Below are 18,765 nucleotides of genomic sequence, written 5' to 3' on the forward strand. Positions count from 1 at the left end.
GCCGCCGCGGAACGCGTCGAGCCGCAGTGGAAGACCGAAACCGTGCGCAAGGGCGACACCCTCTCGACCCTGTTCGAGCGGGCCGGCCTTGCCGCTGCCGTGGTGCACGAGGTGCTGGCCAGCAGCAAGGAAGCCAAGAAGCTGACTCGCCTGCGGGTGGGCCAGAAGATCGAATTCCAGCGTGATACTTCGGGTGACCTGCTGGCGGTGCGCACCAAGCTCACCGCGTTGCAGACCCTGTCGCTGGTCAAGTCCGACCAGGGCTACGAGGTCGAGCACAAGACCGTCACCCCGGACATCCGCAAGGCCTATGCCCAGGGCCGGATCAGCAGTTCGCTGTTCGCCTCGGCGCAAAAGGCCGGGCTGTCCCATGACATGACCATGGCGCTGGCCACCATCTTCGGCTACGACATCGACTTCGCGCTGGACATCCAGGAAGGCGACGAATTCGAGGTGGTCTACGAGGACAAGGTGGTCAACGGCAGGCACGTCGGCTACGGCAATATCCTGGCCGCTCGCTTCGTCAACAAGGGCAAGGCCTACACGGCCGTGCGCTACACCGCCAAGAACGGCACCACCAACTACTACACGGCGGAAGGCGGCAGCATGCGCAAGGCCTTCATCCGTACCCCGGTGGAGTTCTCGCGGATCAGCTCGCGCTTCACCATGGGCCGCTTCCACCCGGTGCTGAACAAGATGCGCGCGCATAAGGGCGTCGACTATGCCGCGCCCACCGGTACGCCGATCCATGCCACCGGCGACGGCAAGATCGCCAAGGCCGGTCGCGAGAATGGCTACGGCAACGTGGTGATGATCCAGCACGGCAAGACCTACACCACCGTCTATGGCCACATGAGCCGGATCGCCAAGGGCATGCAGGCCGGTGCCTCGGTGAAGCAGGGCCAGGTGATCGGCTACGTGGGCATGACCGGCCTGGCGACTGGTCCGCACCTGCACTATGAGTTCCGCATCAACGGCAACCACGTCGATCCGCTCGGGGTGAAGCTGCCCATGGCCGATCCCATCGCCAAGAACGAGATCTCGCGTTTCCTGGCGCAGAGCCAGCCGCTCATGGCCCGCATGGACCAGGAACGTGCCTCTCTGCTCGCGATGAACAAGCGCTGAGATGGAGCGCTACCTGGGGGTAATGTCCGGTACCAGTCTGGATGGACTGGATATTGCCCTGATCGAACAGGACGAGCGGACCCGTTTCGTCGCCGCCCTGGGCGTGCCCATGCCGGACGCGCTACGCCAGGAGCTGCTGGCGCTGTGCGCGCCTGGCGACAACGAGATAGAGCGCATCGCCCGGGCCGAACAGGCCTGGGTCAGGCTGGCCGCCCGGGGTATCGCCGAGTTGCTGGCCCAGCAGGGACTGACCTCCGCAGATATCCGCGCCGTGGGTAGCCACGGCCAGACCATCCGCCATCTACCGGCACAGGGCTACACCCTGCAGATCGGCGATGCCGCCCTGCTGGCCGAGTTGAGCGGTATCGACGTGGTCGCCGACTTCCGCCGTCGCGACCTGGCCGCCGGGGGTCAGGGGGCACCCCTGGTCCCGGCCTTCCATGCCGATCTCTTCGGCCTGGATCGCCCGCGTGCGGTACTCAATATCGGTGGCTTCAGCAACGTGACCCTGCTGGCGCCGGGTCTGCCCGTACGGGGCTTCGATTGCGGACCGGGCAATGTGCTGCTGGATGCCTGGATCCACCACAGTCAGGGGCGATTCTTCGATGCCGATGGCGCCTGGGCGGCGCAGGGGCAGGTCGTGCCGGCGCTGCTGCAACGGCTGCTGAGCGATCCCTTCTTCATGAAGAGCGGACCAAAGAGCACCGGGCGCGAACACTTCAATCTGCCCTGGCTACAGGGACAGCTCGCCCAGCATGACGCGCTGGATCCGGCGGATGTCCAGGCCACCCTGGCCGAGCTGAGCGCTCGCAGCATCGCCGAGAGCATCCTGGCCGCCCAGGCGGTGGACGAGGTGCTGGTCTGCGGCGGCGGGGCGCACAACCGGGATTTGATGGCGCGTCTGGCCAGGCAGCTGGCGCCAGCCGTGGTGCAGAGCACCGCGGCCTATGACGTCTCGCCGGACTGGCTGGAAGCCATGGCCTTTGCCTGGCTGGCCCAGCGCTTCTGCGAGCGCCTGCCCGGCAACTGCCCGGAAGTCACCGGCGCCCGTGGCCTTCGCGTGCTGGGCGCACTCTACCCGCACTAGCCAGCGCGCTGGGCCGAAGGGACTGCCGGGTCAGATGGAGAAGGACTGACCGCAGCCACAGGTGGTGGCGGCGTTGGGATTCTTGATGACGAAACGCGAGCCTTCCAGGCCTTCCTGGTAGTCCACCTCGGCGCCGGCCAGGTACTGGAAGCTCATGGGATCCACCACCAGGTGCACACCATCGCGCTCGATGACGGTGTCGTCGTCGGCGGAATCTTCGTCGAAGGTGAAGCCGTACTGGAAGCCCGAGCAGCCGCCACCCGTGACGAAGACGCGCAGCTTCAGGCGGGGATTGCCCTCTTCCTCGATCAGGTTCTTCACCTTGCTGGCCGCGCCCAGGGTGAACTGCAGGGGGGTCGGGGTGAAGGTTTCAATGGTCATTGCCGTAGTCTCCCGGCTTGCGCCGAACACAATTCAGTCAGGAAATTATCCGCTTGCCCGAGCAAAACGGTCAACTATTGCGCGACCATGGGCTGCCAGCCGAGACGACCGGAGTGAATGACTTGCTGGCAGCGCCACTCTAATATCGCGCCGCCCGATAAGGAGAACGCCCCGATGCTCTATCTTTGGTTGAAAGCCTTCCACCTGATTGCCCTGGTCTGCTGGTTCGCCGGCCTGTTCTATCTGCCGCGTCTGTTCGTCTATCACGCCCAGAGCAGCGACGCCGTGAGCCACGAGCGCTTCTGCCTGATGGAGCGCAAGCTGTATCGCGGCATCATGCTGCCGGCGATGATCCTTACGCTGCTGTTCGGCATCGGCCTGCTGGTGATCAATCCGAGCTGGCTGACCCAGGGCTGGATGCACACCAAGCTGGCGCTGGTGGTGGTGCTGATCGGCTATCACCATGTCTGCGGCGCCATGCGCAAGAGATTCGAGCGTGGCGAGAACAAGCGCAGTCATGTGTTCTACCGCTGGTTCAACGAGGTGCCGGTACTGGTGCTTATCGCCATCGTCATTCTGGTGGTGGTCAAACCTTACTAGGTGCGCGGCAGATCCGCCGGCGACCGGCGTTTTCCTGGAGAAAGCAGTATGCAGCGTTATGCCCTGGTAACCGGTGCCTCGTGCGGGATCGGCCTGGCCCTGGCCGAGGCCCTGGCGCGGCGGGGTCAGCCGCTGATCCTGCTGGCGCGGCGCAAGGACAAGCTGGAGAGCATCGCCGCCGAACTGGCCCAGCGCTTCGACGTGGAGGTGCTGTACCGGGTCTGCGATCTGGCGGAGCCGCTGCACCTGACCGGTCTGCTGCACGAGCTGGAGCAGAGCGAGAGAGCCATCGGCCTGCTGGTCAATTGCGCCGGGATCGGCAGCGGCGGGGATTTTCTCGCCGCCGACTGGCCACGGGTGCAGGAGCAGCTGGAGCTGAACATCCTGGCGCTCACCCGCCTGTGCCATGCCCTGGGCCAGCACATGGCGATCCAGGGTGGCGGCCAGATTCTCAATGTCGCCTCGACCGCAGCCTTCCAGCCCATTCCCTACATGAGCAGCTATGCGGCGACCAAGGCCTATGTGCTGCACTTCTCCGAGGGCCTGCGCGAGGAGCTCAAGAAGCGCGGCGTGTCGGTGTCGGTGCTCTGCCCCGGGCCGACCCGTACCGCCTTTTTCAAGAATGCCGGGCTGCACACCGGGCGCATGGAGCAAGGCAAGCTGCTGATGTCCGCCGAGGAGGTGGCCCTGGCCGCGGTGCGCGGGCTGGAAAGGCGCCAGGCGGTGATCGTCCCGGGCTGGCGCAATCGCCTGGGCAGCCTGTTGCCGCGCTTCTTCCCCCGCGCCCTGGTGCGTTCGGCCGCGGTGCGGGTCGGCAAACTCTTTCAACCCGCGTAAGGGTGATCCCGCCAGTCGAACCTGCCGGTGGGCGGTAGCCGCTGGTACACTCAAGGTCTATTCAGCCAGCAGGAGATCGACGTGGATTGTCTGTTCTGCAAGATCGTCGCCGGGGACATTCCGGCCAAGGTGCTCTACGAGGATGATCAGGTCATGGCCTTCCATGACATCGCCCCGCAGGCGCCCGTGCACTTTCTGGTCATCCCCAAGAAGCACATCGCGACCCTGCACGACCTCAGCGAGGCCGATGACAAGCAGCTCGCCGGCCATATCCTCTTCACCGCCCAGCGCCTGGCGCAGGAGCAGGGCTGCGAAGAAGGCTTCCGCGTCGCGATGAATTGCAACGCCCTGGGGGGCCAGACGGTCTATCACATCCATATGCATGTGCTGGGCAAGCGGCAGATGACCTGGCCTCCGGGCTGAGCCACGTTCTCTCCTCCCTTCGCCCGCCAAGGAGATCACCTTGAGATCCAAGCGCCTCTACTCCCCCCTCGATCGACTGCTGATCCAGGCCGATACCGCTCTGCGTACCCTGACGCCCTTCAGTGGCGCTCCCACGCGCAGCTCGCCGGCCATTCCACTCAAGGATGCCGAGCTGAGCGACGAGGAACGTCGTCACGCGGCCGGCCTCATGCGCATCAACCACACCGGCGAGGTCTGTGCCCAGGCGCTGTACCAGGGTCAGGCGCTGACTGCCAAGTTGCCGGAAGTCCGGGAGGAAATGGAGCGTTCGGCAGACGAAGAGATTGATCACCTGGCCTGGTGCGAGCAGCGCATCCGCGCCCTGGGTGAGCGCCCCAGCCTGCTCAATCCGCTGTTCTATGGGCTGTCCTTCGGGATCGGCGCCGGTGCCGGGCTGATCAGCGATCGCCTGAGTCTGGGCTTCGTCGCCGCCACCGAGGATCAGGTCTGCCGCCATCTGGACGAGCACCTGGACACGCTGCCGGCAGCCGACGCCAAGTCCCGTGCGGTGCTGGAACAGATGCGTATCGACGAAGAGCAACATGCCGAGCACGCCCTGGCGGCCGGTGGCTGGCGCTTTCCCACGCCGGTCAAATACGGCATGAGCCTGGTGTCCAAGGTGATGACCAAGACCACCTACCGCATCTGACCTGCGGTTGGCGCCCACGAAAAAGCCCTGCCTCGGCAGGGCTTTTTGCTGTCTGCAACGCTAGATATCGAAGAAGACGGTTTCCTGCGGACCCTGCAGATGGATGTCGAAGCGATAGGCCAGGCGGCCATCGATTTCGCAACGGCGCGCCAGCAGGGTGGGGCGGCGCTCCGGCTCCGGCAGGTTGTAGACCGGACAGCGGGCGTTGGCCTCGGCTTCATCGTCGAAGTAGAGGCGGGTCTGCAGGTGGATGTTGATGCCGCGGGCGAACAGGGTGACGTTGATGTGCGGCGCCATGGGCTGGCCGCGCTGGTCGGCGACCTGGCCGGGCTTGATGGTGTGCAGCGTCCAGTCACCGGCGTCGAAGGTGGTGGCGGTGCGACCGAAGCCGTTGAAGGCCTTTTCCACGTCGTAGACCGGGTCGTATTGACCCTCATGGTCGGCCTGCCAGAACTCCAGGAAGGAATCGCGCACCAGGTTGCCGTTGCCGTCGAACACCTGGCCGGTGAGCAGGATGTGCTCGCCGGGAGCATCGGGACTGGCCAGCTCGTTCCAGATCTCGACCGCGCGGGTGGGATTGCCGGCGGCGGCCAGGGCCAGGCCGATATGCACATAGGGGCCGGCAGTCTGGGAGGGGGTTTCCGGTAGCAGGTCGTGGCGGTTGGGGGTCATGTCGGCGTCCTCAGTGATGTTCGAAGAACGTCTGCCGCGCGCCGCGGGTGACGATGTCGAAGCGATAGGCCAGGCAGTCCATGGGATTGGCCATGCTCATGTCCAGGCGGGCGATGAGGGTCTGCACCGCGTCAGGATCGGCAATGGACTTGACGATGGGGCACAGCGGGATCAGCGGATCGCCTTCGAAATAGAGCTGGGTGATCAGCCGGGTGGCGATGGCCGGACCCATGACCGAGACGTGGATGTGCGCCGGACGCCAGTCGTTGCTGCCGTTGCGCCAGGGATAGGGACCCGGGCGGACGGTGCGGAAGACGTAGTTGCCCTGGCTGTCGGTACGGGTGCGGCCGACGCCACCGAAGTTGGGGTCCAGCGGTGCCAGGTAGACGTCGTTCTTGTGCCGGTAGCGACCCCCGGCATTGGCCTGCCAGATCTCCACCAGGGAATTGGGCACCGGCTTGCCGAACTGGTCACGCAGGGTGCCGAACAGGATGATGCGTTCGCCCTGGGGCAACTGACCGGTGCCGAAGTTGAGCAGCAGGTCGTTGTCGTGCGGCCCGAGCGGCAACCGCGAGAAGTCCGGGCCGCTGCGCTCGGACGCGGTCTGGTGCTGCAGACTGACCAGCGCCTGGCGCGGTGAGCGGGGAATCGAGGATTTGTAGGCGGGCGTATAGGCCTGGGGATGCCAGGTGCGATCACGGGCGACGTAGCGAACGTCGTGGGGCTTGTTATGCATTGGAATGCTCCACGGAAGGATCGGGGCCAAGACTGGCTGATCCCAGTGTGGCCCAGGTCGCCGCCTGGCTGAATTGAAAGCTGCGCCCTGACCCATAACCTAATGGTTAAGGGTTAACTCGCCGGCCACCTCGCGCAGGACGTCGCAGAATCTCTGGGTGGCCAGCGACAGGGACACGCTGCCATTGCGGCAGATGCCGACCGAGCCGCCGGCTTCGCGGACGCCAAGCTCCACCTCGATCAGCTCGCCGCTGGCCAGGTCGCGACGCACCGCATCCCGCGGAGCGATCCACAGGGCCTCGCTCTGGCGGACATACTGGCGGCTGAGGGTCGGCGACAGGGTTTCCAGCCGCTGGGGACTGAGTGGGATACCGCATTGCACGAAGAGACTCTCGGCGTGGCGGCGGATGGTGGTACCGGGCAACGGCAGCACCAGGGGATAGCGCGCCAGGGTCGCCAGGTCCGCCGGCAGCGCCTGGCTCAGCGGATGCCCCGGACGGACCACCAGGGTCAGGGCCTCGGTATAGAGGTGCTCGAAGTCGAGACCGTGGATGTCGGGACTGTCGGTCATGCGACCGACCACCAGATCCAGATCGCCGACTCGCAGCTGACCCAGCAGGTAGGCGCTGGGGCCGGTGGCGACGTTGACGATCAATTGCCGGTGCCGCTCGTGCAGCCGCGCCAGGACCTCGGGCAGCACCTGGCTTTCCACCGTCGACAGGACCCCGACCCGTACCAGGCCACCGGCCTCGCCGCCGCGCACCAGTTCCATTCCCTCACGCAGGGCCTGGACGCAGGGACCGGCATGGCGCAGGAACAGCAGGCCGGCTTCGGTGAGGGTCACCTCGCCCTTGCCACGCTCGAACAGGCGCACCTCGAGAATCTCCTCGAGTTCGCGGATGGTCTTGGAAATGGCCGGCTGGGATACAGCGATGGCATCGGCCGCCTTGGCGAAGCTGCGCTGCTGGGCGATCTCCAGGAAACACAGCAGATGCCGGAATTTGATGCGGTTGTCGAGATTCATGACGCTCTCAAGGCAAGGCTCGGGCCAGAGACTACCACCCGGCGGTCGTGGAAAACCCTTGGAGTCAGCAGGGGCATCCTTTGCTACAGTGCCGCCTTCTCTTCCGGAATCTCTCCATGTCGATCCGTGCCCAGCAGAAGCTGCAAACGCGCCAGGCGCTGCTGGAGTCGGCGCGCCTGCTGATGAACAGCGGCCGCGGCTTCGGCAGTCTCAGCCTGCGCGAGGTGAGTCGCCAGGCCGGCATCGTCCCGGCGGGCTTCTATCGCCACTTCAGCGACATGGAAACCTTCGGCCTGGCCCTGGTGGCCGAGGTGGGCGACACCTTCCGCGACGCCCTGCGCCAGGTGCGTCATCACGAATTGCAGCAGCGCGGCATGATCGAGGCCTCGGTGGAGATCTTTCTCGGCGCCGTGAGCGACAACCGCGATCAGTTCCTCTTTCTCGCCCGTGAGCAATACGGCGGCTCCCAGGCCGTGCGCCAGGCCATTGCCGAGTTGCGCCAGCGCATCACCCAGGACCTGGCCCGCGACCTGCTCGCCCTGGGTCGGCTGCCCCATCTGAGTCCGTCGCAGATCGATGTCCTGGCCGACCTGGTGGTGAAGACGGTATTCGCCACCCTGCCGGAGCTGATCGATCCGCCGCCGCTGACCACACCGCCACCGCTGTGGCCGGCGGCGAAGATGGTGCAGCAACTCAAGCTGATCCTGATCGGTAGCAAGCACTGGCGGCGCGGCGAGCGCACCAATGCCCCAAAGGAGGGCGTCGCCCTGCTAGCCGATGCAATGGCGCACCAAATAAGAGCAACCTGATCGCCAGGTCAACTTTCAGCGCCCCAGAACCAGGCGACTTGCGCGCCTTGGCAGGCCCCTTGCTGTAGAGCTGGGCAAAACTGCCAAGAGTCCTGCCATGCTGGTCGTCCAAAGCCGCTGCGCACCCCGGGATACCTGGGACGCCGAACTCCACCTCACCTACGACGCCCGCAGCAAGAGTCGCCTGAGAGCCACCACCAGCGCTGGCGAAGACGTCGGCCTGTTCCTCGAACGCGGACAACCGCCGCTGGCCGATGGCGACTGTCTGGAAGCCCGCGATGGCCGCATCGTGCGCATCGTCGCCCGGCCGGAAAAACTGCTGCATGTGACCTGCGCCAGCGCCTTCGAACTGACCCGCGCCGCCTACCACCTGGGCAATCGCCACGTCGCCCTGCAGATCGGTGACGGCTGGCTGCGGCTGCTGGACGACTATGTGCTCAAGGCCATGCTGGAGCAGCTCGGCGCCCGGGTCAGCGAGATCGAGGCCGGCTTCCAGCCCGAGCACGGCGCCTACGGCGGCGGTCACCATCACTCGCGCCATGGCGAGGAAGGTTTCAACTACGCACCCAAGCTGCACCACTTCGGCGTGCGCACGTGAATTCGCCCTTCGCCCTGCTGCGCCTGGCCAGTCCCCAGCTGCCGATTGGCGGCTACAGCTATTCCCAGGGACTGGAACTGGCCATCGACAGCGGCCTGATCCGCAGCGCGGTGGAGGCCGAGACTTGGCTGCGTGACAGCCTCGAACTCAATCTCGCCCGCTTCGAGGCGCCGCTGCTGCTGGCCCATTGCCAAGCCGCCGCGGAGGGCGACTGGACTCGCCTGGGCGCACTGGCCGAGCGTCACCGTGCCAGTCGCGAGACCGCGGAATTCCAGCTGGAAAGTCGCCAGACCGGCTATTCCCTGGCGCAGCTGCTGCTCGGACTGCCGGAGCTGGATGACGCCAGCCGCCGTCTGCTCGGCGAGCTGGCCCCGACCTTCGCCCTGGGTTGGGCGCTGGCCGCCCGGGCCTGGGCCATCGCCCCCCGGGCCGCCCTGGACGCCTGGCTGTGGACCTGGCTGGAAAATCAGCTGGCGGTACTGATGAAAACCCTGCCGCTGGGCCAGCAAGCCGCCCAGCGCCTCACCTCCCTTCTGCTGCCGACCCTGACCGCCGTGGCCGAGCACGCCGCGGCCCTGCCCGAAGCGACCTGGGGCGGCGCCCCCTTCGGCCTGGCCCTCAGCAGCATGGCCCACGAGCGGCAGTACAGCCGCCTGTTCCGTTCCTAGGAGATCTCCTGATGACTACCCAACCCCTGCGCGTCGGTATCGGCGGACCGGTCGGCTCCGGCAAGACCGCCCTCACCCTGGCCCTCTGCCGCGCCCTGCGCGAGCGCTACAACCTGGCGGTGGTGACCAACGACATCTACACCCGCGAGGACGCCGATTTTCTGGTGCGCAACGAAGCCCTGGCGCCCGAGCGTATCCTGGGCGTGGAGACCGGCGGCTGTCCGCACACCGCCATCCGCGAAGACGCCTCCATCAACCTGGAAGCGGTGGATCAGCTCAACCGCCGCTTTCCCGGCCTGGATCTGATCCTGGTGGAGTCCGGCGGCGACAACCTGTCCGCCACCTTCAGCCCGGAGCTGTCCGACCTGACCCTCTACGTCATCGACGTCTCGGCCGGCGACAAGCTGCCGCGCAAGGGCGGCCCCGGCATCTGCAAGTCGGATCTGCTGGTGATCAACAAGATCGACCTGGCGGAGCAGGTCGGCGCCTCCCTGGAGGTGATGGATCGCGACACCCGCAAGATGCGCGGCGACAAGCCCTTCGTCTTCAGCAACCAGAAGACCGGTGTGGGTCTGGAAGAGATCATCGCCTTCATCGAGAAGCAGGGTCTGCTGACCGCCGCCTAGGAACCTGCTCACGACCTCGCGAGCTAGAGACAAACAAGGCGAAAAGGCCTGAGGAAGCGGAGTTTACAAATGGTAAATGAGCATTCCGAAGGACTTTTCAACGCCGTTTGGCCGACGCGCAGCAGGTCGTGAGCAGGTTATGAGTCCAGGATTTCATCACTCAAGGAGCCCCCATGAAACACGCCAAGATCCTCGCCACCGCCGCCCTGCTGCTCGCCCCGGCCCTGGCCTTTGCCCATCCGGGTCATGCCGAGAATGGCCTGGCCGCCGGGGTGCTGCACCCCCTGACCGGTCTCGACCACCTGCTGGCCATGCTCGCCGTGGGTCTCTGGGCAGCCCAGCAGCAGGGCAAGGCGCGCCTGGCGCTGCCCTGCACCTTTGTCGGCACCATGCTGATCGGCGGCCTGCTGGGCTTCACCGGGCTGGAGCTGCCCTTGCTCGAGACCGGCATCGCCGCCTCGGTGCTGGCGCTGGGCCTGCTGGTGGCCCTGGCCGCCCGTCCGCCGGTGGCCGCCGCCGTCGGCCTGACCGCCGCCTTCGCGCTGTTCCATGGCGTGGCCCATGGTCTGGAGCTGCCGGAGATGGGCAATCCCTGGGCCTATGCCCTGGGCTTCGTCGCCGCCACCGCCACCCTGCATGGCCTGGGCTATGCCGTGGTGCGCTACCTGCCCCAGGCGGCCACGCCGCTGGTGCGACTGGCCGGCGTCGCCACCGCTGTGGCCGGGGGCTGGCTGCTCGCCGCCTGATCCGTCAGGCGATCCCCAGTTGCTGGCGCAGTCGCGCCAGCACGCCCTCTTCCGCCACCGCCGGCAACTGCGCGGTATAGCCGCCAAAGCCGGCGAAGCGTGTGGCGAAATCCACCTCGAGCACGAATCTGTTGTCGAACTGCGGCGAGGCCAGGGGTGCCAGCACCTCGGCTGAATAGGTGTCGCGCGGATCGTTGCCCAGCCGCACCGGCAGGTCGCCGCTCTGCTGCCGATAGGCGACCCAGGGCGAATAGGTGAAGGCCTCCAGCCGGCCCCGCGCCAGGTCCAGTTCCAGCAGGCGCAGCAGGCCGTTGCCGCCGGCGTATTCGGTCTGGTAGTTGATCAGCAGCAGATCCACCGGATGGCCCAGGTCATTGGTCAGCCGCAGATGACCGCTGCCGTGGTTGTGGCCGTTGAGGGTCAGGAAGATCTGGTCGTTGCGGCGGATCAGCCGATTCCATAGCCGCACCCCGGTGTCGTTGCGCCGGGTGGAGAGCACGGCCTGGCCGTTCACCAGATCGACGATGTTGTGCGAGGCCAGGATGGTCGGCAGGTGCGGATAGCGATTCAGCATGCCCTGAGCCCAGTCCAGACTCTGGTCCGAGGGACACCAGTCCAGGGTCAGCAGCAGGAAGCCCTGCCCCAGTGCCGAGAAACGATGGGCCTCGTTGAGGCCGGTGACATCGCGTTCGATGAAGGTGGACTGGCGCGCCGCCCGCTCGCGGCCGAAGTACTGGGTGAAGAGTTCGCGACCGTCACGCAGGCGATCCTCGGTGTAGAGCTCGACGACATCATGGTCGCCGGTCATGACGCTGTAGGGCACCCCGGCCTGCTCCAGCCGTGCCATGGCGTGACTGGCCAGGGCCCATTCGCCACGCTGCTCGGCGTTTTCCACCAGATCGCCCAGGTGCACCACGAACGGCAGGTTCAGCGCCGCAGCGTTGTGCGCCAGCCAATGGGTCTGGGCATGAAAGGCCAGTGCCGGCGGATAGCCCAGGTGCCCATAGCGCTCCACCCGCCGGCCATTGGGCAGCATCTCGTGGTTGTTCTCGCTGTAGTACTGGGTATCCGGCAGGACACCGAGCAGGAAGCTGCTGCGCGACGGCAGCGGCGCCAGCGGCGCGAAGGTATGCCGTTCGAACCAGAGTGCGCGGTGTTCCGGCAGGCCGTAGCGCTGGGTGGGCTTGCAGGCGGCCAGCAGCGGCAGACCGGCCAGCGCCAGGCACAGCCGGCGACGTTTGAAATCGGGTGAATCGGTCATCACAGCGGCCTCAGGGCAGGTAGTAGGCCTGCCAGCGGTTGTCGTTGAAGCGGCCTTCCAATACCGGTCGGCGGTTGGCCAGCGGAGTGCCGGCCAGGGCCGCCTGGCTGTCGGCGTCGAGCAGCACATAGGCGGGTCGGGCGACCTGGGTGAGCTGCGCCGCCTGGCCGATATCGAGGAAGGTCGGCAAGGGCACGTCGTAATCCAGATTCATCAGGTAGCGAAAGGCCTTGGTGTCCTGGCCCAGGCCAAGGAACACCAGTTGCCCGGGCTCCCCCTGGCGCAGGCTTTCCAAACGGGTGACGAAGGCGCGGGTGTCGTAGCGCAGCGCCTGCATCGGATCCAGTGCCAGCACCACCAGCAGCCATTGCGCCAGGGCTGCCGCGGCCAGGGGCATGCCCAGGCGGAAGGCGCCGCGCTCGCGCCAGGCGGCCACCAGGGCGAACAGCGTCAGGATGGCGAAGGCGCCCAGCAGGAAGCGCAGATCCAGTTCAGGCCACCAGCCCGCGGCCTGCAGCTTGGGCTGCTGCAGCTTGACCAGCACCCCGAGCACCAGCGGAAAGATCACCAGCAGCGGCAGGAACAGCCGCCGTACCCAGGCCAGGGCACCCTGCCCCTGCAGCAGCACCCAGGCGCCGAGGGCGGCGCAGGCCGGGATGGCCGGCAGGATGTAATAGGGCTTCTTGAAGGTGGGTATCGACAGGGCCACCAGGATCAGCGTGGCGAAGCCGGCCAGCTGGAGCAGCAGGCGGCTGTCCGCCTGGGTCTGGCGCAGCCGCCAGTGGTGCCTCAGCGTCGGCAAGGCCAGCAGTGCCAGGGGAAAGGCCGGCGCATAGCGATAGAGCCCCAGTTGCAGGAAGTACCACCAGGGATAGCCGGCACCGTCGGTGTCGTCCAGCCGCCCAGAAACCTGCATGCGCAGCACGTCTTCGACGAAGGCCGGGCCGCCGGTACGCCAGGCCAGGCCGAACAGCAGGGCGCAGCACAGCGCCAGCACCACGGCGCCCACCAGCCCGTAGCCAAAGCTGCGCCGCCAGTCACCTTGCACCAGCCAGTAGACGCAGACCACGCCACAGGGCTCGATCAACCCCAGCGGTCCGCGCACGGCGAAGCCGGCGGCCATGCACAGGAACACCAGGGCGCGCCGCCGGGACAGGCCGCGCTGGTCGGCGCTCCACAGCAGATAGAAGCAGCCCAGCGCCGCCAGGGTGACGAACTGATCGAGGCAGATCGAACGGGCCTTGGCCAGGAAACCGTTGGTGAGCAGCAGCACCAGCACCGCCAGCAGGCCCCAGGCGCGGGACCGCTCGGCCAGCAGGCGATAGAGCAGCCCGACGATGGCCGCCGAGGCCAGCGCGGTGGGAATCACTGTGGCCAGGCGATTGACCTCGCCGAACAGCTGGGCGAAGACGTCTATCAGCAGCGTCGAAGTGGCGGGATAGTCCGGATAGGGCTGTCCGTAGCTGGTCGGGAAGGCACTGGCCCCGTGGCGAAACATCTCCTGGGCGAAGAGTGCGAAGCGGCCGTCGAAGCCAATGAAGGGCTGCTCCCACAGCCCCAGGGTGAACAGGGGCACCGCCAGCAGACACAGCGCCAGACTTTCCAGGCGCAGGCGCGCCAGACTCGGGATGGACGACACGCGGCAGGACTCCGGCAGGCTGGGAAGGACGGGCTCGCGCCTCGGCGCCACTATCGCCGAACAACCTTAGGGATCGCTGAAACCAGGCTGACGGCAGGCTGACAGGAACCCCAGGACAGAGCGGTTCGGCGATGAGGCGGTCGCGACTATGCCGATGAATTGAAGATTTTTCATGACAGCTGCATCCAAAGCGCCGGCTGCCGGGTATAGCCCCTACAGTCCAACCGACTGTGCCCCCTCTCAATCCGGAGCAAGCGCATGAACAACACCTCCAGCCGTTGCAGCATCCTGGTCCTGACCGCCCTGCTGAGCACCCCGCTGCTGGCCCAGGGCGAGTTGCCCGAGGCCGTCCGCGTGCCCGCCGGCAACAGCCTGATGCTGGAAACCGTGGGCAAGGGCACCATCGTCTACGAATGCCGCGACAAGAAGGACATGCCCGGCCAGACCGAGTGGTTCTTTGTCGGCCCCAAGGCCGACCTGCATGATCGCCAGGGCAAGCAGGTGGGGCGCTACTACGGTCCGCCCGCGACCTGGGAAGCAAGCGATGGCTCCAAGGTGGTCGGCAAGCAACTGGCCGTCGCTCCCGCCGGCGCCGGCAACCTGCCCTATCAGCTGGTGGAGGCCGCGCCCGCCGAAGGCAAGGGCGCCTTCCAGGGCACCACCTACATCCAGCGCACCGCGCTCAAGGGTGGCGTCGCGCCGGCGAAGGCCTGCACCTCGGCCAACAAGGGCGAACAGCAGACCGTGAACTACCAGGCCGACTATCTGTTCTGGAAGAAGGGCTGAGGTCCGGGGGACAGCCAGGAGCGGATCGGCTAGGCTCGGCTGATCCGGTCGCCACCCTGGCGTCCCCAGCCTGGCGCGCGCCCTCGTGACCGAACGTTCCCCCGATCCAGCCACCCTGCTCGCCGCCTGTGCCCGGGGCGAGCGCGCCGCCCTGCAGCGCCTCTATCAGAACGAGGCGCCGCTGTTGCTGGGTATCGTCCTGCGCCTGGTGCGCGATCGCGGGCTGGCCGAGGACATCCTCCACGATGCCTTTCTGCGCATCTGGCGCGGCGCCGCCGGGTTCGCCCCGGAGCGCGGTTCGGCGCGTGGCTGGATGTGCAGCGTGGCCCGCAACCTGGCGCTCAACGCCTTGCGCGATCGGCAGCGCCTCGTGCCCCTGGCGGACAGCTGGGAACCCCTGGCCGAGTCTGCCGATCCGGCGCGAGAGGCCGACGGCCGCCGCCTGGAGGGCTGCCTGCAGAACCTGGAAGCACCGCGGCGGGAGGCCATCCTGGCCGCCTACCTGGACGGCTGCTCCCATGGCGAGATCGCCCAGCGCCTGCAGGCACCCCTGGGTACGGTGAAGAGCTGGATCACGCGTGGTCTCAAGGCGCTCAGGGAGTGCATGACATGAACAGCGACGCCACCCTGCCCCCGGACGAAAAACGCGAACGCCTGGCCGGCGAATACGTGCTCGGTACCCTGGACGCCGAAGAGCGTCGTCGCGTGGAGTCTGCGCTGGCGACGGACGCCCTGCTGGCCGCCGCCGTGGCGCGCTGGGAGGCGCGCCTGCAGCCGCTGGCCGAGCGGGTGCCACCCGTCGAGCCCGGCGCGAATCTCTGGCCGCGCATCGAACGCAGTCTGGGTGAGGCCGACACCCGGGTCGTCATCCGGCGCGAGTCGCTGTGGCAACGGCTGGCGCTCTGGCAGGGTCTGAGTGCGGCAGGGCTGGCCGCCAGTCTGGTGCTCGCGGTGCTGCTACTGCTGCGCCCGGTACCCACGCCAAGCTACCTGGTGGTGCTGGCGGCGCCCAGCGATCGCACGCCCGGCTGGGTGATCCAGACTGCCAGCGCCCATGACCTGCAGTTGATTCCGCTGGGGCGCGATGCCGTGCCGAGCGGCAAGACCCTGCAATTCTGGACCAAGGCCGATGCCTGGCAGGGCCCGGTATCTCTGGGTCTGGTCCAGCCTGGGCGTACTCTGCAGGTACCGCTGGACCGGCTGCCGCCGCTGGAAGCCAACCAGTTGTTCGAACTCACCCTGGAAGACCAGGGCGGCTCGCCCACCGGCCGACCCACCGGACCGATCCAGTTCATCGGCCGGGCAGTGAAGGTGCTCTAGCGAGCGCCCTTAACTCTGGCGGTGGATGTTGAAGTTGTTGAACGCCTGGCAGGTCGCCATCAACTGGATGCGGTTGATGTTGACGTGTCTGGGCTGGTTCAGCGACCAGTGGATGGATTCGGCGATGTCGTCCGGCGTCAGGGGCTCGGTGCCGGCATAGACGGCATCGGCCTTGGCCTTGTCGCCACCGAAGCGCACCACCGAGAACTCGCTTTCCGACAGCCCGGGCTCGATGTTGGTCACCCGCACCCCGGTACCGAGCAGGTCGGATCTCAGGCTCAGGCTGAACTGCTTGAGGAAGGCCTTGGTGGCGCCATAGACGTGGCTGCCCGGATAGGGATAGTCACCCGCGACCGAGCCCAGGTTGACGATGCCGGCGCCAGCGCCATGGGCGATCAGTCGCGGCAACAGCAGACGGGTGCAATAGAGCATGCCCTTGATGTTGGTATCGACCATGGTGTCCCAGTCGTCCAGGTCGCAGCTCTGCGCCGGCGTGTTGCCCAGCGCCAGACCGGCATTGTTGACCAGGGCGCGCAACTGGTTGAATTCCTCCGGCAGGCCGGCGACCGCCGCTTCCACGGCCGCGCGATCCTGGACGTCCAGCACCAGCGGCAGCACCTTGGCCTGGCCGGACAGTTCCTCGGCCAGGGCGTGCAGGCGATCCTCGCGGCGGCCGGTGATGACGATCGACCAGCCGTCCTTGGCGAAGCGGCGAGCGGTGGCGGCGCCGAAGCCGGAGGTGGCGCCGGTGATGAAGATCGAAGACATGAAAGTTTCCTTCTGCGAGGGAGTTTGGCCGAGGCCCACGATAGCTCAGGGTCATTGGTCAGGCGAATACTCAGATCACCGGGAATCCAGCAGATCAGTTATAACGCCTTGGAATTGCACGGTTTTCCGCGCATTGGCGAATTTTTGAACAGTTTCCGCCAGGCCAGGTGCGCCGGGCCTCACGCCCGGCTATGCCAAGCTTATCCACAGGACGATCCACGGAATTCCTGTACAGAACTCGGACCGGGCTTCAGGTGGATAAGTCCGCGCGTACCAGCCAGGCGGGCGGCTCGGCCGGCGCCAGTCCGGTGCAGGCCGCCTCGACACAGGCGGCGAGGCCGGCGAAGCGCAGCTCGCGACCGGTAAGGCCCGGGCCGTAGTGGGCGAACTTGCCGGAATTGGTCAGCAGGGTACGGGCCGCAGGCGGCACCAGGGGCTCGCCGAGCATGCACCAGCAGGTGTCCCCTACCAGCTGGGCGCCGAAGGCTTCCAGCTCGGCCAGGCTACCGGCCCGTTCGGCCGCGGCGCGCACGTCTCGCCCCAGGGTGATCACCAGGGCCACCGCGGGATGCCGCTGCCGGCCGCGGCAGAGCTCGGCCAGGCGCTGGCATTCCTCGGCGGAAAAATGTGGATTGCCCAGGGCCACCAGCTGCACCTCGCGCGCAGCGGCGCTGTCCAGTTCGGCCCAGGCCTGGCGCAGGTCCGCCAGATCTATGTCCTCGACCTCCAGCTCGGGCGCCGCGACCGCGGCCAGGATCGGCGCCTCGGGCGTCACCCCGACCAGATGGAACAGCGGCGCCGCCGAGGTGGTGGCGAAGGCGGCGCCAAAGGCCTTGAGATCGTCGCGGCCGGGCTGGGCCTGTTCCAGCCCGAGCACCGCGGGGATCCGGGTGGGCGAACGCAGGCCGATGCAGTAGCCGAGCAGCGGATAGAAGGCGTCGTCATGGCCCTCGGGTACGCTGATCCGGAAGACCTTGCCCGCGCGGCGGCCGCTGTCCAAATGGCAGCCGGCCAGGGGTGCTCGACCGGTCAGGGCGGTGCAGATGTCGAGGAAGTCGGCGTACTTCTGGGTACGCGCCCCCAGCACGCTGTTGGCGAAGACCACGGCATTGGATTCGGCCCAGACCACCTGCTCGCCCAGGATCGGGGCGCTGTCCAGCAGATAGGGCGCACAGGTGAAGGTGGGACGGCAGCCCAGGGCCACATAGGCCTCGGCCAGGGCGCTGGCCGGTTCGCCCAACGCTGGCGCCACGCCCTGCGCGCGCCAGCGACGCTGATCCACCGACACCGCATTGAGGCTGGTGGGCACCCGTACTCGACCGCCCCACTCCACCAGTCGCTGGGCGAAGGCCAGGCTGGCCGGGCCGGTGTAGATGCAGCCGTCGATATGGGCCTGGGTGATGTCGAGCAATTCGCGAGCGCCCTGCAGGTGCGCCATGCGCACCAGGATCTTCATCGCCGCCTGCACGGCCTGGCCCTCGGCGCCCGCCAGCTTGGCCCGGTCGGTCGCGCTGAGCTGCAAAGCGGCAGGGGCTTCGGTAGCGGTGCCGGGAAAGCGCTCTCCGGGCGCGCCGACCCAGCCATCGTTTACCGCGATCTCGTCCTGCCCGGCGAGGGCCGCGAAGGCCTCGGCGCCCAGGCTGACGACCGGCAGGGAGCGACCGAAGAGTTCTTCCGCGACGATGGCACCCAGGCTGAGGATCTCGTCCGGCTCGGCCAGCAGCAAGGCTGCCGGCCCGCGGCCCGCCAGCAACAGCTCCAGCAGCACGGCGCTGCCGGTGCAGGAACCACGACCGCTGGGAATGGCGAGGATGCGTCCGGCCAGTTCCAGGCCGTGCAGGGGATGGTGGCGATCGATCACCCGGCCGCTGGCCGGATCGACGCCACCCCAGAAACTCAGCCCCAGGGGCGCCCAGGCCAGGCGTCCCCGGGCCTGGCCCGCGACCAGACAGCGACCGCGGACCGCCGCCAC

General features: G+C 67.2%; 22 protein-coding genes (1 of these 22 only partly in view). 14 read left to right on the forward strand and 8 right to left on the reverse strand.

Annotated elements, in window-relative coordinates:
* Positions 1-1,125 carry the 3' portion of a peptidoglycan DD-metalloendopeptidase family protein gene (locus BGI51_RS04715; RefSeq protein ID WP_187980446.1) on the forward strand. It extends 312 nt beyond the left edge of the window, so the window shows 1,125 of its 1,437 coding nt (coding positions 313-1,437); its start codon lies off the left edge, out of view; it ends in the stop codon at positions 1,123-1,125.
* Between the two features lies 1 nt (position 1,126).
* Positions 1,127-2,212 (forward strand): anhydro-N-acetylmuramic acid kinase, encoded by a 1,086-nt coding sequence (locus tag BGI51_RS04720; RefSeq protein WP_187980447.1) that lies wholly within the window; start codon positions 1,127-1,129, stop codon positions 2,210-2,212.
* Between the two features lie 30 nt (positions 2,213-2,242).
* Here the strand turns inward: BGI51_RS04720 and erpA are convergent, their stop codons facing one another.
* A complete protein-coding gene (gene erpA / locus BGI51_RS04725) occupies positions 2,243-2,593 on the reverse strand; it encodes an iron-sulfur cluster insertion protein ErpA (RefSeq protein ID WP_007162616.1) in 351 nt (116 codons plus the stop codon).
* 174 nt (positions 2,594-2,767) lie between these two features.
* Here erpA and hemJ point away from each other — a divergent pair, with 174 nt between their 5' ends.
* The 4 genes from hemJ (at position 2,768) to coq7 (ending at position 5,141) form a co-directional block, all read left to right on the forward strand.
* Positions 2,768-3,193 carry a protoporphyrinogen oxidase HemJ gene (gene hemJ / locus BGI51_RS04730; protein WP_058792657.1) on the forward strand — a complete coding sequence of 142 codons (426 nt, stop codon included), beginning with the start codon at positions 2,768-2,770 and terminating at the stop codon, positions 3,191-3,193.
* Positions 3,194-3,241: 48 nt separating this feature from the next.
* Positions 3,242-4,030, forward strand: a complete 789-nt coding sequence (locus BGI51_RS04735) for an SDR family NAD(P)-dependent oxidoreductase (protein ID WP_133863071.1) — start codon at positions 3,242-3,244, stop codon at positions 4,028-4,030.
* Between the two features lie 81 nt (positions 4,031-4,111).
* Complete coding sequence (locus BGI51_RS04740; RefSeq protein WP_017642985.1) at positions 4,112-4,453, forward strand: histidine triad nucleotide-binding protein; 342 nt, start codon at positions 4,112-4,114, stop codon at positions 4,451-4,453.
* 40 nt (positions 4,454-4,493) lie between these two features.
* The gene (gene coq7 / locus BGI51_RS04745) at positions 4,494-5,141 is read left to right on the forward strand and encodes a 2-polyprenyl-3-methyl-6-methoxy-1,4-benzoquinone monooxygenase (protein WP_187980448.1); all 648 of its coding nucleotides are present in this window, start codon (positions 4,494-4,496) and stop codon (positions 5,139-5,141) included.
* Between the two features lie 60 nt (positions 5,142-5,201).
* Here coq7 and pcaG read toward each other — a convergent pair whose 3' ends face one another.
* The 3 genes from pcaG to pcaQ all read right to left on the reverse strand — a co-directional run bounded on the left by pcaG (position 5,202) and on the right by pcaQ (position 7,572).
* The gene (gene pcaG / locus BGI51_RS04750) at positions 5,202-5,813 is read right to left on the reverse strand and encodes a protocatechuate 3,4-dioxygenase subunit alpha (protein ID WP_187980449.1); all 612 of its coding nucleotides are present in this window, start codon (positions 5,811-5,813) and stop codon (positions 5,202-5,204) included.
* A gap of 10 nt (positions 5,814-5,823) precedes the next feature.
* On the reverse strand, positions 5,824-6,549 hold the full coding sequence (gene pcaH, locus BGI51_RS04755; RefSeq protein ID WP_007162622.1) for a protocatechuate 3,4-dioxygenase subunit beta: 726 nt from the start codon (positions 6,547-6,549) through the stop codon (positions 5,824-5,826).
* 99 nt (positions 6,550-6,648) lie between these two features.
* A complete protein-coding gene (pcaQ, locus tag BGI51_RS04760; RefSeq protein ID WP_133863067.1) occupies positions 6,649-7,572 on the reverse strand; it encodes a pca operon transcription factor PcaQ in 924 nt (307 codons plus the stop codon).
* 116 nt (positions 7,573-7,688) lie between these two features.
* Between pcaQ and BGI51_RS04765 the strand changes: the two genes are divergently transcribed.
* From BGI51_RS04765 to BGI51_RS04785, 5 genes are all read left to right on the forward strand, one after another.
* A complete protein-coding gene (locus tag BGI51_RS04765; RefSeq protein WP_187980450.1) occupies positions 7,689-8,381 on the forward strand; it encodes a TetR family transcriptional regulator in 693 nt (230 codons plus the stop codon).
* Between the two features lie 97 nt (positions 8,382-8,478).
* Entirely contained in the window at positions 8,479-8,979 is a 501-nt protein-coding gene (ureE, locus tag BGI51_RS04770; protein WP_187980451.1) for an urease accessory protein UreE, read from the forward strand.
* Positions 8,976-9,647, forward strand: coding sequence for an urease accessory protein UreF (locus tag BGI51_RS04775; RefSeq protein ID WP_187980452.1), 672 nt, complete (start codon positions 8,976-8,978; stop codon positions 9,645-9,647). The genes ureE and BGI51_RS04775 overlap by 4 nt, the downstream gene beginning before the upstream one ends.
* Positions 9,648-9,658: 11 nt before the next feature.
* On the forward strand, positions 9,659-10,273 hold the full coding sequence (gene ureG, locus BGI51_RS04780) for an urease accessory protein UreG (protein WP_187980453.1): 615 nt from the start codon (positions 9,659-9,661) through the stop codon (positions 10,271-10,273).
* A gap of 173 nt (positions 10,274-10,446) precedes the next feature.
* Complete coding sequence (locus BGI51_RS04785) at positions 10,447-11,019, forward strand: HupE/UreJ family protein (protein WP_187980454.1); 573 nt, start codon at positions 10,447-10,449, stop codon at positions 11,017-11,019.
* 4 nt (positions 11,020-11,023) lie between these two features.
* Here BGI51_RS04785 and BGI51_RS04790 read toward each other — a convergent pair whose 3' ends face one another.
* Positions 11,024-12,280, reverse strand: a complete 1,257-nt coding sequence (locus tag BGI51_RS04790) for a metallophosphoesterase (RefSeq protein ID WP_187980455.1) — start codon at positions 12,278-12,280, stop codon at positions 11,024-11,026.
* A 10-nt stretch (positions 12,281-12,290) separates the two neighbouring features.
* The gene (locus BGI51_RS04795) at positions 12,291-13,919 is read right to left on the reverse strand and encodes an ArnT family glycosyltransferase (RefSeq protein ID WP_187980456.1); all 1,629 of its coding nucleotides are present in this window, start codon (positions 13,917-13,919) and stop codon (positions 12,291-12,293) included.
* A 258-nt stretch (positions 13,920-14,177) separates the two neighbouring features.
* On the opposite strand from BGI51_RS04795, the gene BGI51_RS04800 reads away from it, so the two are divergent.
* The 3 genes from BGI51_RS04800 to BGI51_RS04810 all read left to right on the forward strand — a co-directional run bounded on the left by BGI51_RS04800 (position 14,178) and on the right by BGI51_RS04810 (position 16,025).
* Positions 14,178-14,705 carry a DUF3455 domain-containing protein gene (locus BGI51_RS04800; protein ID WP_187980457.1) on the forward strand — a complete coding sequence of 176 codons (528 nt, stop codon included), beginning with the start codon at positions 14,178-14,180 and terminating at the stop codon, positions 14,703-14,705.
* Positions 14,706-14,790: 85 nt separating this feature from the next.
* Positions 14,791-15,318, forward strand: a complete 528-nt coding sequence (locus BGI51_RS04805; RefSeq protein WP_187980458.1) for a sigma-70 family RNA polymerase sigma factor — start codon at positions 14,791-14,793, stop codon at positions 15,316-15,318.
* Entirely contained in the window at positions 15,315-16,025 is a 711-nt protein-coding gene (locus tag BGI51_RS04810) for an anti-sigma factor (protein WP_187980459.1), read from the forward strand. Before BGI51_RS04805 ends, BGI51_RS04810 begins: the two co-directional genes overlap by 4 nt.
* Positions 16,026-16,034: 9 nt before the next feature.
* Here BGI51_RS04810 and BGI51_RS04815 read toward each other — a convergent pair whose 3' ends face one another.
* A complete protein-coding gene (locus BGI51_RS04815; RefSeq protein ID WP_187980460.1) occupies positions 16,035-16,793 on the reverse strand; it encodes an SDR family oxidoreductase in 759 nt (252 codons plus the stop codon).
* 250 nt (positions 16,794-17,043) lie between these two features.
* Positions 17,044-18,765 carry a cis-3-hydroxy-L-proline dehydratase gene (lhpI, locus tag BGI51_RS04820; protein ID WP_187980461.1) on the reverse strand — a complete coding sequence of 574 codons (1,722 nt, stop codon included), beginning with the start codon at positions 18,763-18,765 and terminating at the stop codon, positions 17,044-17,046.

This window comes from Pseudomonas oryzihabitans (genome assembly GCF_014522265.1).
Lineage (GTDB): Bacteria > Pseudomonadota > Gammaproteobacteria > Pseudomonadales > Pseudomonadaceae > Chryseomonas > Chryseomonas aestiva.

Bases quoted from the DNA above. Each gene is read 5' to 3' on its own strand.
- BGI51_RS04720 (WP_187980447.1), top strand. From the start codon at position 1,127: ATGGAGCGCTACCTGGGGGTAATGTCCGGTACCAGTCTGGATGGACTG.
- erpA (WP_007162616.1), bottom strand. From the start codon at position 2,593: ATGACCATTGAAACCTTCACCCCGACCCCCCTGCAGTTCACCCTGGGC.
- hemJ (WP_058792657.1), top strand. From the start codon at position 2,768: ATGCTCTATCTTTGGTTGAAAGCCTTCCACCTGATTGCCCTGGTCTGC.
- BGI51_RS04735 (WP_133863071.1), top strand. From the start codon at position 3,242: ATGCAGCGTTATGCCCTGGTAACCGGTGCCTCGTGCGGGATCGGCCTG.
- pcaG (WP_187980449.1), bottom strand. From the start codon at position 5,813: ATGACCCCCAACCGCCACGACCTGCTACCGGAAACCCCCTCCCAGACT.
- pcaH (WP_007162622.1), bottom strand. From the start codon at position 6,549: ATGCATAACAAGCCCCACGACGTTCGCTACGTCGCCCGTGATCGCACC.
- pcaQ (WP_133863067.1), bottom strand. From the start codon at position 7,572: ATGAATCTCGACAACCGCATCAAATTCCGGCATCTGCTGTGTTTCCTG.
- BGI51_RS04765 (WP_187980450.1), top strand. From the start codon at position 7,689: ATGTCGATCCGTGCCCAGCAGAAGCTGCAAACGCGCCAGGCGCTGCTG.
- ureE (WP_187980451.1), top strand. From the start codon at position 8,479: ATGCTGGTCGTCCAAAGCCGCTGCGCACCCCGGGATACCTGGGACGCC.
- ureG (WP_187980453.1), top strand. From the start codon at position 9,659: ATGACTACCCAACCCCTGCGCGTCGGTATCGGCGGACCGGTCGGCTCC.
- BGI51_RS04785 (WP_187980454.1), top strand. From the start codon at position 10,447: ATGAAACACGCCAAGATCCTCGCCACCGCCGCCCTGCTGCTCGCCCCG.
- BGI51_RS04790 (WP_187980455.1), bottom strand. From the start codon at position 12,280: ATGACCGATTCACCCGATTTCAAACGTCGCCGGCTGTGCCTGGCGCTG.
- BGI51_RS04800 (WP_187980457.1), top strand. From the start codon at position 14,178: ATGAACAACACCTCCAGCCGTTGCAGCATCCTGGTCCTGACCGCCCTG.
- BGI51_RS04810 (WP_187980459.1), top strand. From the start codon at position 15,315: ATGAACAGCGACGCCACCCTGCCCCCGGACGAAAAACGCGAACGCCTG.
- BGI51_RS04815 (WP_187980460.1), bottom strand. From the start codon at position 16,793: ATGTCTTCGATCTTCATCACCGGCGCCACCTCCGGCTTCGGCGCCGCC.